This window comes from Clostridium sp. BNL1100, assembly GCF_000244875.1.
GTDB lineage: Bacteria > Bacillota > Clostridia > Acetivibrionales > DSM-1351 > Ruminiclostridium.
The window spans coordinates 3,818,757-3,833,220 of sequence record NC_016791.1; the positions used below are offsets into that span (position 1 = coordinate 3,818,757).

The 14,464-nt window shown below is 36.2% G+C and carries 13 protein-coding genes; 1 reads left to right on the forward strand and 12 read right to left on the reverse strand.

Annotated features, from left to right (window positions below; all coding sequences use genetic code 11):
* Positions 1 to 24: 24 nt before the first annotated feature.
* The 3 genes from CLO1100_RS16125 to CLO1100_RS16135 form a co-directional block, all read right to left on the reverse strand.
* A complete protein-coding gene (locus CLO1100_RS16125) occupies positions 25 to 4,440 on the reverse strand; it encodes a hypothetical protein (protein ID WP_014314838.1) in 4,416 nt (1,471 codons plus the stop codon).
* A 75-nt stretch (positions 4,441 to 4,515) separates the two neighbouring features.
* On the reverse strand, positions 4,516 to 5,280 hold the full coding sequence (locus CLO1100_RS16130) for a hypothetical protein (RefSeq protein ID WP_014314839.1): 765 nt from the start codon (positions 5,278 to 5,280) through the stop codon (positions 4,516 to 4,518).
* Positions 5,281 to 5,326: 46 nt separating this feature from the next.
* Complete coding sequence (locus tag CLO1100_RS16135) at positions 5,327 to 6,013, reverse strand: serine protease (RefSeq protein WP_014314840.1); 687 nt, start codon at positions 6,011 to 6,013, stop codon at positions 5,327 to 5,329.
* 374 nt (positions 6,014 to 6,387) lie between these two features.
* Between CLO1100_RS16135 and CLO1100_RS16140 the strand changes: the two genes are divergently transcribed.
* Positions 6,388 to 7,341 (forward strand): alpha/beta fold hydrolase, encoded by a 954-nt coding sequence (locus CLO1100_RS16140; RefSeq protein ID WP_014314841.1) that lies wholly within the window; start codon positions 6,388 to 6,390, stop codon positions 7,339 to 7,341.
* Positions 7,342 to 7,449: 108 nt separating this feature from the next.
* On the opposite strand, the gene CLO1100_RS16145 is transcribed toward CLO1100_RS16140, so the two are convergent.
* From CLO1100_RS16145 to CLO1100_RS16185, 9 genes are all read right to left on the reverse strand, one after another.
* On the reverse strand, positions 7,450 to 7,908 hold the full coding sequence (locus CLO1100_RS16145) for an 8-oxo-dGTP diphosphatase (protein WP_014314842.1): 459 nt from the start codon (positions 7,906 to 7,908) through the stop codon (positions 7,450 to 7,452).
* Between the two features lie 80 nt (positions 7,909 to 7,988).
* Positions 7,989 to 8,642 (reverse strand): HAD-IA family hydrolase, encoded by a 654-nt coding sequence (locus CLO1100_RS16150; protein ID WP_014314843.1) that lies wholly within the window; start codon positions 8,640 to 8,642, stop codon positions 7,989 to 7,991.
* Positions 8,626 to 9,207, reverse strand: a complete 582-nt coding sequence (locus CLO1100_RS16155) for a flavin prenyltransferase UbiX (RefSeq protein WP_014314844.1) — start codon at positions 9,205 to 9,207, stop codon at positions 8,626 to 8,628. The genes CLO1100_RS16150 and CLO1100_RS16155 overlap by 17 nt, the downstream gene beginning before the upstream one ends.
* Before the next feature lie 52 nt (positions 9,208 to 9,259).
* Complete coding sequence (locus CLO1100_RS16160; protein ID WP_014314845.1) at positions 9,260 to 10,486, reverse strand: UbiD family decarboxylase; 1,227 nt, start codon at positions 10,484 to 10,486, stop codon at positions 9,260 to 9,262.
* Positions 10,487 to 10,589: 103 nt separating this feature from the next.
* On the reverse strand, positions 10,590 to 11,051 hold the full coding sequence (locus CLO1100_RS16165) for a phosphoribosyltransferase family protein (protein ID WP_014314846.1): 462 nt from the start codon (positions 11,049 to 11,051) through the stop codon (positions 10,590 to 10,592).
* A 35-nt stretch (positions 11,052 to 11,086) separates the two neighbouring features.
* A complete protein-coding gene (folE2, locus tag CLO1100_RS16170) occupies positions 11,087 to 11,896 on the reverse strand; it encodes a GTP cyclohydrolase FolE2 (RefSeq protein WP_014314847.1) in 810 nt (269 codons plus the stop codon).
* Between the two features lie 24 nt (positions 11,897 to 11,920).
* Positions 11,921 to 12,664 carry a radical SAM protein gene (locus CLO1100_RS16175; RefSeq protein ID WP_014314848.1) on the reverse strand — a complete coding sequence of 248 codons (744 nt, stop codon included), beginning with the start codon at positions 12,662 to 12,664 and terminating at the stop codon, positions 11,921 to 11,923.
* Complete coding sequence (locus tag CLO1100_RS16180; protein WP_014314849.1) at positions 12,657 to 13,118, reverse strand: 6-carboxytetrahydropterin synthase; 462 nt, start codon at positions 13,116 to 13,118, stop codon at positions 12,657 to 12,659. Before CLO1100_RS16180 ends, CLO1100_RS16175 begins: the two co-directional genes overlap by 8 nt.
* Before the next feature lie 248 nt (positions 13,119 to 13,366).
* Positions 13,367 to 13,828: a DMT family transporter gene (locus CLO1100_RS16185; protein WP_014314850.1), complete on the reverse strand. Its 462-nt coding sequence runs from the start codon at positions 13,826 to 13,828 to the stop codon at positions 13,367 to 13,369.
* Positions 13,829 to 14,464: the final 636 nt, after the last annotated feature.

A 14,464-nucleotide genomic window follows, 5' to 3' on the forward strand; every position in this document is an offset into this window, starting at 1 on the left:
ATAGCTAAGTCATACGAAACAGTGCTATTTAACCTTACTTACCAATAATGCAGAATATACTGTTTCTCTTTCGTTGTTTCTTACTATAATGGTGTACCATCCAGCCTTTGGTAGCTCAACAGTAAAATTACCCTCCATAAGCTGTTTATAGGTCAACCTTTTAGCTATATATTTCATCTGCCCTTCTCTGTAAAGTCCCGGATAGTAGTAAATATCAAAAGTTCCTTTTTCATTCTCTATTTTTTCCTTTGCACTGCCCGTATTCACAAGATTGTAATTTCTCACTACAAATGTGACAGTTGTTGTGTCCAGTATAGCTGTGGCTGACTCATCAGGTGATATTGGTACTCCATTTGCCATAATGTACATACCATCTGAATTTGTTACATATACTGACTGAGTTGCAAAAGAGGTATTTCCTACCTCATCTGTTACAATGTATTTTACTTTGTGCTTGCCGGGCTTTGAGATATCAAATCTCTTTTCAACAAACACCCCATTCTCCAGCACATCTTCCACAATTTCTACCTTCAAATTCTCTATATCGGAAAGGTTATCTGATATTTCATAACCGCCTAAATCCGTTTTGAAGTCAAAGTTAGCCTTATTTTTTATTATGGTAGCAATTGTAGTGTTTAGTTTTATGTCAGGGGCTATGTTGTCAAGCCCTTGTATTGCTATTTTCTGCTTGTTTTGGTTGCCTAGCCTATCCGTTAGTATCAGTGTTTGCTGTCCGTTTTGTGTGTATTCCTTACTAAAACCATTGGCCGGCTTGCGTCCAACAGAAACAGAATTATCTTCAATTACCGAATAGGATTCTGCATCAACGCTTACTCTTACTTTCCCCTTTGAATATTCCTTTCCGTTGATAATAACAATCTTGTCGTTATCAAGTACATTTCCTTTATCATCTACTCTCTTCAGAGTTATGTTTTTAACCTTAGGAGAATCGCTGCATACATTGTTTATTTCACTTGATGTAATAGTTGAAGTATTTCCCGCAGCATCCATCAGGGTAAATTTTGCTTCTCCATTGCTCTGCATTATTATAGTAGAGTTGTTGTTTCCTTCGTTGTTTCGTATTACTTTGAAATCATTATCTGCTCCGTCTTTAGCCTTTACCTCAGCAATAACCATATTGGACAAAATAACATTTTCCTTTGTTGGAACTGCAAACAATGTATATTTACCGGCAGAATCATACCCGTACCCGGCATTGTCTACCACTACATTTTGTTCTTGATTATTTTCGTCTTTGTACTTAATCAAAGCCTTCATGTCACTGTGATTATAGTGCAGGACTACTTCAGCCTCCGGAGGGGTTTTGTCAATGTTATTTACTACTGCTACTGCTGTACCTGTAAGTCCAACCGCATCTTCAAATTCAAATGTAAACTCTCCGTTGCTTTCAAAAATTTTCTTGTTAGAGCTACAGTTTAGTACTCTGATTGGCTCACTGGCTGTCAGGCTTGCTACAACATTGCCATTTGTCTTTCTTATAACGTTATATTTTACCGATGCAGTAGGAGGTGTGTTATCAAAATTGGATACTACAATATAAACTACCTCTGTTTTACCGTTATCAACAACCTTAAATGAGTAGCAGCCATTCTGGTATATCCTGAATTTTTGGTTTTCCTCAAGAATTTCAGGCATCTCAGGATTTGCTTGTGTTGGAGTAATACTTTTTCCGATATTATGTGAAAAATCTATTTCTATTCCTGTATTTAAGCCACCATTCCCAAGTTTCTCCCCACCTCTGACAGGTTCAATTTTTCCAAGGGAAGCCAGTGCATATGCCGGTGCATCCTGTATATTGATTTCAGGCGAATATATTTCACTTACATTATCAAGAAAATAACCTCTGAACTTTACTTTTATATTTTCAGCCAGTTCTTCTGTATCATTTGTGTCCACCGGTACACCCACATAATTTGTATATGGTCGCCAGGTGCTCCAGTTTTCTCCCCCGTTGGAGGATACAGAATAGAAATAACCAACCTGTGACGGTACATCAACCTCCAGCTTCAGGATTGCAGTATAGCCATCCGCATTATTACCAGATGTATAGATAAGTCCGGCACTGCCTATTGGCGGCTCATGACTCAAGAAGTATACACTGAAAAGACTTGAGGTTTTGTATATTTTATTATTACCAAGGCTGTCTTCTGTGTAAATGTAGAGTCGATAGAGTCCATCTTCCTTCTTGTTTTGTACTTCAAGCTGCACTGACCTGTCCGCAGGTACCTGCTTCCAGTTTTCAGAAGTTTTCTCAGGTTCAACTTCCTCTTCTCCACCTATTACCTTTACCCACTGGTATTTAATGTTTTCATCAGCCACACCGTTTGCGTCCACCAAGGAATCTTCAACTGCAATTCTCGTTTCCTGAAGTGGCAGTGGATATAGAAAACCCTGTGAACCAAACGATACAACCGGTGGCAGGTGATCGAACTTATACTCCTTATAATAGTAGTAATATCTCTCCATATTTTCCTGCTTAACTTTTATATGCAAGTAAACCGTACCGTTTTTTGAGGTGTCGCCAGATATATCATATTTATATCCAGTCTCCCCTTTTAGCTCTGCCGGCTTACCTGTGCTGAAAGCTGTCCATGGAGTCACAGGTTTTTCAGAAGAACTGGTGAACTGGTATTCAATTGTATCTATTGGAACACCGCATATAGTGAAATCAATGCCTTTGTTTATGGCATATCCGTTCCCATAGCTTTTAAATGCTGTATTGATTACCAACACATTTATTTCCACAGGCTGTGATACGTCCATATTTCCGGCATCATCCTCAGCCTTTACATAGATTTCATATTTACCGCCTCTATCAATTGCCTGATTTCCAAGGGTATTTATCCGTGCTTTCCCCTGGGCATCTAAAGAAATTTCTATCCATCCTGATTCATCAGGTGTTGCTCCTTTTTTAACATATTGGTACCATACCTTTTCGTCCTTGATAAAGGATGTTTTATCGCTGGCTGTTATGGTAGCCCAAACATTGTCAGTATTGTTATCAACAATATTTCCTACAGAGACAACAGGCTTATCATTGTCCAGCTTAAGTGTGGCACATTTGTAAACCCAATTTGAGTCATCCTTCATGAAATCTGTCAGAGGCCATTGTTGCAGATTGTCATAGTCCCCAAGCGTAGGCAGTATATTTTCTCTGAAGTTGTCCTCTATCTGCTTTGGGGTTGCATCCGGATTGCTTGCAATATATGCCTCTCTTTGTGTACTACCCTTTTCGTACTGCATCAGCTGTATCGCTGAATCCCATGTCATATCAGAAGTCCATGTATGTAAATACCAATTTTCACTTTTACCATTGGCCTCAGCCGGAAGCTCCATGGTGTTCAAATTATTGGTAACACCTAATTGAATGTCCCCATAGCCTGAGTTATATAAACCCTCCGAAGGCTGCTTTGATGTCAACGAGTACCTCTTAACAGCTGCAAAGTTATCGTTTTTACCCTCAAATGGATTTGCAGCACTTTTACTCCACATATAGTACACAAGTCCGGTTGCACCGGGAGTACTGCCCGGCCTATATATTCCTTTGCTTGCAGAGCCTTTAATCAAAGGGTCTTCAGCATTTATTGTAATATTACCGCTTTTAACAAATCTACTGTCTTCTACAATAGAATTATATTCATTTTTATATATGTAATTAATCTTAGGAGGAGTATTGTCTATTGAAATATCTGCCCAGCTTATGGATTTAACCGCCTCAGTAAGATAATTCTGGGCATAGTCCCATATCACATTTCCATCCCCTGTCTTGCTGTCATGCTCTAGTGCAGTAACTTCCAGCCTTGGTGTTTCAGAACCAATATCACCCGGTATATCGGCTTTGAATTTCCAGGTTTCAGTATTGCTTCCGCTTAAATAAGTAGCTACCATACCATTATTAAAAGCCAGCCTTATGCCACTTGTAGGATTTAATGCACTTATTACCTTTTCATATAAATTTACACTAAAATCAATGGTATCTCCTTTATTAAGGACAAGCCCAGTAAGAATATCCGGCTGTACGCCATTTTTTACAGGTGAGTATACAGGAGGCCTTGCATCAATAATAGTTCTGTACGTTCCATCTGGATTATCGTTGTTTCCAAATGGATTTGTTCCTATTCCCGATATATCCTGAAGTGGATTTCCTGCACCGTCAATAAAACCAGCATCATTTATTCTCTGTACAAGACTTGGATTGTCACCCGATGTTGCTGAAATCCTCTGAGGATCTAAGGGTTTATTACCGGTGCTGTCGTTTGTAGCAGGAGCATATTTCATATTAAAGGTGCTTTTTGAGTTACTGTTAATATTAATACCGCCTGCGGTAAAGGAGCTATAGTCGGGATCAGAGCTTTCAAGATAATACTTTGATGGATTGAAACCATCTCCTCCCGGATTGTCAAAAAGCTCTGTTCTCATAAACTTAAAGCTTCCACCAACCATATCTGACGCTGTAGCAGCGCTGGATGGAAAAACAGGCTCACTGAAATTTAGTCAAAGATTAATATAGTTCCCCTGTTTTAGAAATAATTCATCTTTACTAAGCTCGGTATTATACCTTACGGTACCATTGGTTGTCAGGGTATTGCCGTTATAAGCAGGGGCTGTTACATCTGCAAAGTACAGCTCTATTCCTTCTACTTGAGTACCTGCTCCATTTGTTTCTGTCTCTAAGACTATTGTGTCATTAACATCAAAGTACATCCATGAAGAAAAAGCGTTATAAAGATCGGTTTTATCAGAAGAAAGTGACTGTGCACTCCAGTATGATGTTGTTGTCTTATACCCGGGCCTTTTATCATCTCCGGCATAATACCACGGGGTTTTTTGTGTATATGCCCAAATATAAGCACCATGATCAGTGGTGCTATTGAGTGTGGCAGCTCTTACCATAAAATATGCCTGTCCGCCCTCTGCCAGCCTCTTTAGTACCGGATTATCTTTAACACTTATCCTTCCATAAAAATGTCCGTCCACTTTATAAACTCCATCTGCATTTGGAGCATCTCCGTCATCCGTAGACCATTGAACACCCGGTGTACTATTTCCAGCAAAAAAACGAAAATTATTGCACAAACCTTTTTGAAAACCATACTGCAAATAACTCATATCTTCACGATTTACTACTTTTCCTCCGCCTTGTATATATATACTGGAAAAGCCTGCAGCTGCATTTGCCACCATCCTTGTTGGCCACCAGGGAAATGCCTGAAAAAGTATGCTTAGTATAAGCAATACTGCCAAAAACTTCTTTCTCATTCAAATTTGCCTCCTTATAATAGCTTTCATTTACTCGTATTCGCATTTAGTCTTCTTTTATAAAGCTCTTAATGCTGTCTGCCGATACGCATATATGTATATTACTCATATTTCTAAGTGAACCCGATATAAGACCTACTACACTGCCATACCTGTCAAGCAGCGGGCCTCCAGACATGCCGCTGGCCACCTGAGCTGATGTGAGAATCCGACTTTGTCCATTTATTTCTGCTTTAGGAGTGTTTGTTATCCCCTCAGTAATTATTTTGGTTCCTTTCATGGGATAGCCTAGTGCAAAAACCTTTTGTCCATGTTCGGCTCCAGTGGATGAAACCTCCAGGCCTTCACGCTTTCCGGCATTTATTGTAACAAGCGCCAGATCATTATCTTTGTCAGTCTTTGCTGTTTTTATATCCTTTATTATCACTCCATCATCGAAAACCGCCTCATAGGATTTACCCCCATCTACAACATGGAAGGCTGTAAGCGCTTTTCCGCCTCCAATCAAAAATCCACTGCCCACAGTTTTCAGTGTACCGTCCTCACGTATTACTCTCATATAAAAAATGGAATTTGAGTATTGTTTGTATATCTGAACGGCATCTAACTTCGGCCTATCCGAGGCTTTTGCTCCAAAAGACCAGCCTCCCGTTAATACTATTGCCACAGCAAGTGCCATACCCAGAAAACCTTTAAGCAGGCCTTTAGATATTTCATTATCTAATTTGTTCATAAATCTTTTTATACTCCTTTTGTTACTGTATTTACTATGATATTTTACCAATGAATTCTCTCAAAAAACTCTCAAAAGCAACCTAATTCAGGCAAGAATCTACTTCGTAAATCCGTTTTATGTATACAAAAAGCTCTTCTGCTGAATACAAAAGAGCTTGTGACAAAGTGTATAACCTAATATTTTATACCCTTTACCCGGTTACTCCATGTTGTATCTATAAACCTATCAAAAAAAGGGCTCAAAAATATTAAGTTAAATAATACAAACTATATAGTGGGAAATATTGTTAAATTCCTCGTATTACTGTATGATTGTCAATACTACCAATTAAATACTTTTAACTCTTAACAAGGAAAGGAAGGATAATAGAAATGGGAAAGAAAGTATTAATTATCATACTGTCACTGCTACTGATTCTCAGTACTTTTGTATTTGATTTAAGTAAAGCCGAAGCCTTTGAAAAGAAAGATTTATTAGTTCCCAAAGATGAAGTATCGGAAAGAATTATAAAAATTCCAAAAGGAAATGAAACAATCGTAGGTACACTGACCATTCCCCCAAATGCAACAAAGCCTTGTAAGGTTCTTCTTATGTTGCATGGCTTTGCCGGTCAACGCAATGAACTTCCAATTACAAACAGTAATGAAACTATGTTTGGTAAAAGTGCAAGAATATTTACAGAACAAGGTTACGCCACTCTTAGAATCGATTTTCTTGGTTGTGGTGATAGCAGTGAAAAATGGGAAAATACGACCTTTACCCGTCAAATTTCAGATGTTGATGCCGTTTTGAAATACTTGAAATGCATCCCTGAAATTGATAGTAAAGGAATAGCGTTGCTGGGGTTAAGTCAGGGTGGCTTGATTGCTGCGTGTGTAGCATCAACTAATCCTATGATAAAATCCTTAATTCTTTGGTCACCTGTCGCAAACCCGCCATATACATATTCTAATTTATTAGGCTCTAATGCGATTCAAGAGGGCTTGCAAAGCCAAAATAAATTAATAACTGCTAAATTACCCTGGGGTGCTGAGACAACACTAAGGTCAGAATTTTTCAAGGAATTGTTCGATATAGATCCTATTGCTCAAATCACGTCATACAGAGGACCTTTGCAAGTTGTCGTAGGACTTAATGATGCTATAGTCACTCCTCAGCCACAAGCAGGTGAATTGTATATAAAAAATCATCATGATATGAAAAATGTTAAAGATGAAATCATTAAGCTAGATGCTGATCATATGCTTGACATTACCACCGATAATAGAGAACCACTTAATGAAGCTCTTTGGCAGGGAATAAAATGGCTTGATAAAACCTTATAATCTTATTAAACTGCAGATAAATTTCTATTTAAATGAAACCTTAGGGAGCATATCAATACAAGATCCGGCTCCCTTTTTTTATGTTTCTTTATAAACCCTTATTTACTATCAATGAAATAACACACTACTCTTTAATAAAACACCATCTTTGTATATAAATTTTGCAGTAAAAAACTCGCCTTCGTCTATCCATTTTAAAAATAATCTGTCTCCTTCCCATAAGTCTAAGCTATCCAATTCTGAATTATTTATCCATTTCGGTTCACCTTCGCTACACTCGTGCAAATCTCCTGAAAAGTCATCCGAAACAAAGACAAACACATACCAATCTTCATTATCCTTGAAATCAGGCTCAGTTAAGATTCCAACCAGTCTCAAGCTGTGTATCTGTAAATTGCTCTCCTCTTTAACCTCTCGAATTGCAGTCTCTTCCGGTGATTCACCTTTTTCCATCTTGCCGCCAAGCCCTACCCATTTGCCTGCATGCATGTCCTGCTGTTTTTTTATTCGGTGAAGCATCAATGTTTGATTATCTTTTCTGATATAGCATAAGCTTGATAATTTCATATGTATTCCCCCAAATTTTAATACCCCCGAAAACTAACAATTATTATTTTAAATGCAAGAAACTAAAACAAACGTGTAAATCACAGTAAAATATCCTGTAATTCCTGTACACTTTTAACAATATAATGTGGATTAGCTTGCTGTATCTCTTCCCGTGACCCATAACCGTAAAGTACACCTATAGATTTTAACCCTGCTTTTCTTGCTCCTATAATATCATATTTTCTGTCGCCAACCATTACCATTTGTGATGATGCAGTTAAATTTAAAGTATTTAAAGCATACTCAATTATATCCGCTTTTTGAGAACGGGTATTATCGAATTTACTTCCGGCAACAAAATCAAAATAGTCGTGAAGTCCATAATATTTTAGTATTTCAATAGCATATCCGTAGTATTTTGTAGTTACTACCATAAGTTTTTTCCCTTTTGCTTTCAGTTTTGAAAGTAACTGTGGGATATCAGGGTAGACTTCGTTTTCGAACATGCCTGTAGTTTCATACCTTTCACGGAATTTCTCTATTGCAGTATTGACCTGTTCTTCATTAAAATTGTAAAAGTCTCTATAAGCCTCATCTATAGGTGGGCCAATAAACTTTTCAAGACTATCAAGATTCTCTTCATTAATACCAAAATATCTCAAGGAATACTGGGCACATTTTGTAATACCATACTTAGGGTCTAAAAGTGTACCATCAATATCAAACAGTATAGTATCAGTTGGACACTTCATATTTTATATCCTCTCCCCACCTCTTTGATAAGTTGTTATCTATGCCTAATTGGTTCAATATCCTTCCAACAAAAAAATTGACAATATCCGTGATAGATTTAGGTTTACTATAGAATGAAATTGAAGGGGGAACTATTATTGCTCCACATTCGGAAAGAGTAAGCATATTCTTTAGATGTATATTACTGAGTGGAGTTTCACGGGGTACCAAAATTAATTTTTTTCTTTCTTTAATAGCAACATCCGAAGCTCTTTCTATTAAATTCTGAGATATTCCAGAGGAAATCCTTGCAAGAGTTCCCATACTACATGGACATATAATCGAAGCATCTACATTAAATGAACCACTACACATGGGAGCAAATAAATCATCAATATCAAAATATTTTTTATTGTGATTTTCAACATACTCTTTCAGATTAATATCCGTCTCATATTCACATACTTTTAGTCCTTGCCTGGTAGCAGTTACATATAGTTCAATTCCTCTTGCATTCAGAGCATTAAATAATTCTACTCCTAAAATAGAGCCGGATGCTCCGGTAATCCCCAAAAAAATCCTCATAAAAATTCCTTCCACTATGTGATACACAAATTAACGATTGAACCTGCTTTAATTAAAATATTTCAACAGGGATAAATTGTTGCCTGGGTTCAAAGATAAATCCCATTTTGCGGCCAGACACACTTCCTTTATAATAATAATCTTTTTGAACTGTTCTAAATGGGAAAATACTTAACTCTCTCCATGGGTCCACGACTTTTGAACCGCATATTACAAACTTTAATCTATTATCAAATTCAAAAGCTTTATCTATTAATTCTTCACATGGCTCTTCTGTTTCTATAATTGCCACAAACTCCCCAGCTTCCTCAAGTCTGTACTTTACGGAAGATACTTTAAAGTTACTATTTTTCAAGTAAAAATACATTAGACACTCACCCTGCATTGCAGAAAGTGTAAGTCCACTTTCCTTACCTGCAACAATACTTATATAAAATGGATTGTTGCAACATAGAATTTCGTCAACCTCAAGGACCGGAGCTAATCTTCTATCACAATAGTATCCCTTAAACTCCGCAAAAGGCGCCTCCCATTCCTTTTCATTTTTAACTTTTCCCGTAATAATATATTGTGCCTCGGCTGGTACCGGTATTTCAAAGTCATACATATTAACCGGACGCCCCAGAAGTTTGCTTGCTATTTGGTAATTATCCAAGGAATACGGCAATTTGGATGCCCCGCAAAAATAGTAAGCCATGTTTGCACCAATATAAATAGATACAGGCATACTTTTATTATCATTGATGTATTTTTCGTAATTTTTATACCCATCGGATGTCTCAGCCATAAAAATCAGAGCCTTTCTTTTATCAATTACCTGTATGCGATAAATTCCCAAATTAGTCGTATTTGTTTGAGGGCATTTCGTTGCTGTCACACCTGCCGTAATATAAAAACCGCTATCTTGGATTTGATGCTTTAAAACAGGCATATCCAGCAAACTATCTAAACTGTTCAAGTTTTCTTTCTTTACGAAATTTATTTTAGATGTCCCATTTTCGTACCGATCATATAAAACAGATAAATAATCACTATCGCAATCACTTATGGCTTTGTACATTACTTCCTTTTTAAAAGGATTCATCAATACCGGCTTTCCATTATAATCAACTACATTATCGAATAATACTGTTGGGCGAAATTTTCTTTCCTGCTCATATAAATGCATTGTTTTTACGATTTCAAGGTCAGTTTTTACCGGTAAGCTATGATTAAAAAACTGCTTGTTGTTTTTTAGATACTCCTGCAATAAACTATTATTTTCTAATACATATTCCATCGCTTTTCCTCCGACTCTATTACTTAGCATTCATTCTTTTACATTTGTGCCTTAGAAGGCTCGTTGGCATGAGAATGTATTATGTTCCCGGCATAAAATGCTTTTACTTACACCACGGGAAATTCACCCATCCCCTAACCGCTTCTCCATAATAGTTAACCAGAGATTCAAGGTCATTATCTTTGAAATTATTTAAATTTACAACAAGGACACACGTAGTAATTTGTGCCCCAAATTCTTCTAATTTACTTTTGACAATGCGAAGAGTTTTACCCTCTCCAACAATATCATCTACTAATAGAATCTTTTTCCCTTTTGTATTATCGATATTTGCCCAGTAAGTTATTTGTGGTATTTGCTTGTCTGCATTCTCTTCATCTGTATAAGTTCTTAGCACTTCTATGCAGCCGAACTTTCTAATCTCCAAAAGGTGTGCAAGATGGACTCCTAATATGAGACCTGAACGAGAAATTCCGACAATTTGGTCAAAATCTTTTTCCACAATGCTAGAAGCTATTTTTTGCGCTAATAGCTCATACTTCTCCCAGGTTATTTCAATCGCCATTTTATGTTTCCCCCTTCAAATCAAAAGTACTATCTTTAAATTGTTTCTTCAGGATTTTTTGAATATGTAATTTCCGCAAAAGCATTGTGCCTGTGAATTGATTCCATATGTCTGCTTTTAACATTGAACCAAATTATTCGATTATCCTTGAATAGTCTTTCAGCTGTTAATCTGACAATATCCTCAACAAATCTTGGATTATCATATGCTTTTTCTGTGACATACTTTTCGTCAACTCTTTTTAGAATAGGATAAATCTCACAACTGGCTACGGATTCAACAATATCAATTATTTCTTCAATCCATACGGTGCTGTTATATCTTACTGATACAGAGACATAGCCTCTTTGATTGTGTGCGGAATATTCACTTATTTCCTTGGAGCAGGGACACAAGGTTGTAATTGGAACCTCTACAGTTAATACTGCATCATACTCCGATCTTGCATCGTTCATATTTTCAATAATAGAAGTTTCAAATTTACATTTGTAATTCATATAACTTTCATATTTTGATAAAGGTGCCGTTTTTGTAATAAAGTAATCAAAATCAACAGAAATTTTGGCATCTTTTGATTCGAGTTTGCTCCTCAATTTCTTTAAATTACCTTTTAGATCATCCAAATACCAGCCATCTTTATTCAGTTCCGACACAAATATTGGAAGTCTGCTCATATTAATTCCTCTAATATCTTTTTCCAAACTAACGGATAATGAAAAATCAGCTATGGTATTGAAACATATTCCATCATGAGTTTTTATTGATATTGGGTGAGTAAAGCTGTCTATTCCGACATTATCAATTTTAAATAAAAAATTGCCAATTGAATTCTGTACATCTTTCATATGTATAACTCCTCTTTAGTTCAATTAAACTCCTCTTTTCTGAGGATTCCAGATAAATTTATGTATTTGAAGACTTAACCTAACCCTTAATTCATGTTCCGCAAAAAAACTGTTATGCAATTTCAAAAGTTCCACCAGTTCTGCGGGCTCAATACTCCCAAATACCGGCGAAAAATTCAAGGTTATTTCATTGCTTCTGAATATATCTTTAAATGCTTTTATTTTCTCAATAGAATACTCAAAGTCCTCTTCGCCGGCTATTACGAATTTTATTTCATCTTCTTTTTTTAAAAAGTGCACATTTTTTTCAATCAAATCGAACTTACTCATTTCAGACCCGGGACATTTAACATCTATAGTGTAATATACATTTCTTAATACGTTATCTATTCCAAAACTTCTCAGTTCTTCTTCTGAGTACAACTCACAACTGCCATTTGTCTCAATCCGGACATTATATCCATAAGATGCGAGAAATAAAGGTAGATAACGTTTCTCCATTCCAGTCTCTAAAGGTTCTCCTCCGGTACAAATAATATCCTTACACTTATATTCGGCTACCTTTTCCAGAATCTGTTCCGGCAGCATTTCTTCAATATTATAAGTGCCTTCATAACTGTATCGGGTATCACAAAAGCTGCATCTTAAATTACATCCTGCAACCCTTACAAAGGTTACAATAGTACCGGCTGAAATCCCTTCCCCTGAAATGCTGTTGAAAATCTCAATTACAGGGATTTTTCTTCCCATAATTAAATCTTTAGTCATCTTTTCCCTCCGAGGTATATTCAGCAAAGCTGGTAGGTGTTTCCCAGAGTTTAATTTTTTTAATTTCAAATCCTTTACTCTCAAAATCTTCTTTGATTAACTCGTGAAAATAAATTGCCATTTTCTCTGCGGTCGGCCTAAAATCCAACGGAACAACTCTTCTTCCGTTTTTGGTAAGAGCATCCGCAATTTGTATTTCAACAGGGTCATCAGAGCCTTTCCAGTAGGCGAAAGAATGGTCAAAAGAATCTATTATTTTCTCTTTTATAATATCTTTCAAATCCTTAAAATCCATTACCATGTCTTGTCTTTCACATACACTATCTTTTTTGTTGCAAATCTCAACCTGCATTTTATAAGTGTGCCCATGAAGATTTTTGCATAATCCCAAGTGTCCAGCTAACATATGAGCCATATCCCATGTAAATTCCTTTGTAATAGTAATCTGTTCCATTTCACATCTCCTTTTTCTGATTTTAATCTAAAGTATTCTAACACTATACACTTGCACTCACCGAATAAGAACTCATACAACATTTTCATGACTTCTTATTTAGAAATTAATCTTTCTTTATTGGCCGATATTCCCAAAGAAAATATTTGTGATAACATTTCCGGAAAAGTAATAAAAAGTCTCGCTATTATAAAAATTCCGTAATCAGAATGTTAAGAATAAGAAATAGTTAAGTAATGAATGTGGTTTTATGATTTGGAGTTCATTAAATATGCTCCTATAGCCAGTAATAAGATACCTGCTACCTTTTTGTAGTCAAATTGGCTCGGAGTTAAACCGAAAAGGCCAAATTTCTCAAATATAGCCGCTAAAAGTAACTGACCCAGCGTTGTTAATGCTACAACTTGCCCGAGAGGAAGTGTTCTCATAGAAAAAAGTATGGAGACAACTGTTATGACACCCATAACTCCACCTAGAAAACTATACCAGGGTGCACTGCGGAATCCAATCAAAACAGATTCATTAGCATAAGAAAAGCTGCCAGGAATAATCGCAATAATAATTATAGCTAAGATAGCTCCCCCTGCATGACTTACGAAGGTTGTCCACATGGTACCAACGCAAGAAGTTAATTTATTATTTAATGAAAGCTGCACAGTAACACTACATCCGGCTAATGTTGCCAATAATAATCCCACAAATAGTTGCATTATAAACCGTCCTTCACATTTTCTAAAAACCTATTGATATTTCATTAAGACAATATTCCTATTATCCAAAAAATTATTTTCACACTGATTGCCTTTAATTGGGATGTTAGTATTAATCTAAAAGTTTTATTCAAATTAAAATTTGCATTCAATTTAGATAGATTTATTGTTTGTATAACAGCACCATGTTTTTTACCATTTAAACCCATAATTACAAATATATTGATTTATAGTTATAATAGTATATTATATAATAGAATTCGTCAAGCAAATAATGTTAGTTATTCAAAATATTGTAAAATAATAATATGGATATTATCTTGTGTTTCATCTACAAAAGATGCCGCCAATTACATTTACTCAACAGGAAACTTCTGCTCTGTTCAACCCATAGGTATTTTTGCATAGTATGGCAATTGGTATTGCTTCTCAGCTGTGACAGGATTACTAAAGTTGATATACTTGGGGATTGGAAGGTAAATCTATTTATGATAGATGATATTACCCAAATATGTCCTTTGAAGAGAATAACAGGCAAACTGAAAAGATAATGAGATTCATCAGTTGTAACCTCCAAGTTAAAAAAGGCCGGAGTCCTGGCAAGAGCAGGAGCCAAAGGCAATGCTGCTAAAAAAG

Excerpts from the sequence above, each read along its gene's own strand:
- CLO1100_RS16130 (WP_014314839.1), bottom strand. The coding sequence starts at position 5,280 with ATGAGAAAGAAGTTTTTGGCAGTATTGCTTATACTAAGCATACTTTTT.
- CLO1100_RS16165 (WP_014314846.1), bottom strand. The coding sequence starts at position 11,051 with ATGGCGATTGAAATAACCTGGGAGAAGTATGAGCTATTAGCGCAAAAA.
- CLO1100_RS16185 (WP_014314850.1), bottom strand. The coding sequence starts at position 13,828 with ATGCAACTATTTGTGGGATTATTATTGGCAACATTAGCCGGATGTAGT.
- CLO1100_RS16140 (WP_014314841.1), top strand. The coding sequence starts at position 6,388 with ATGGGAAAGAAAGTATTAATTATCATACTGTCACTGCTACTGATTCTC.
- CLO1100_RS16180 (WP_014314849.1), bottom strand. The coding sequence starts at position 13,118 with ATGGAACAGATTACTATTACAAAGGAATTTACATGGGATATGGCTCAT.
- CLO1100_RS16150 (WP_014314843.1), bottom strand. The coding sequence starts at position 8,642 with ATGAAGTGTCCAACTGATACTATACTGTTTGATATTGATGGTACACTT.
- CLO1100_RS16145 (WP_014314842.1), bottom strand. The coding sequence starts at position 7,908 with ATGAAATTATCAAGCTTATGCTATATCAGAAAAGATAATCAAACATTG.
- CLO1100_RS16160 (WP_014314845.1), bottom strand. The coding sequence starts at position 10,486 with ATGGAATATGTATTAGAAAATAATAGTTTATTGCAGGAGTATCTAAAA.
- CLO1100_RS16135 (WP_014314840.1), bottom strand. The coding sequence starts at position 6,013 with ATGAACAAATTAGATAATGAAATATCTAAAGGCCTGCTTAAAGGTTTT.
- CLO1100_RS16125 (WP_014314838.1), bottom strand. The coding sequence starts at position 4,440 with ATGAGAACAGAGCTTTTTGACAATCCGGGAGGAGATGGTTTCAATCCA.
- CLO1100_RS16175 (WP_014314848.1), bottom strand. The coding sequence starts at position 12,664 with ATGACTAAAGATTTAATTATGGGAAGAAAAATCCCTGTAATTGAGATT.
- folE2 (WP_014314847.1), bottom strand. The coding sequence starts at position 11,896 with ATGAAAGATGTACAGAATTCAATTGGCAATTTTTTATTTAAAATTGAT.
- CLO1100_RS16155 (WP_014314844.1), bottom strand. The coding sequence starts at position 9,207 with ATGAGGATTTTTTTGGGGATTACCGGAGCATCCGGCTCTATTTTAGGA.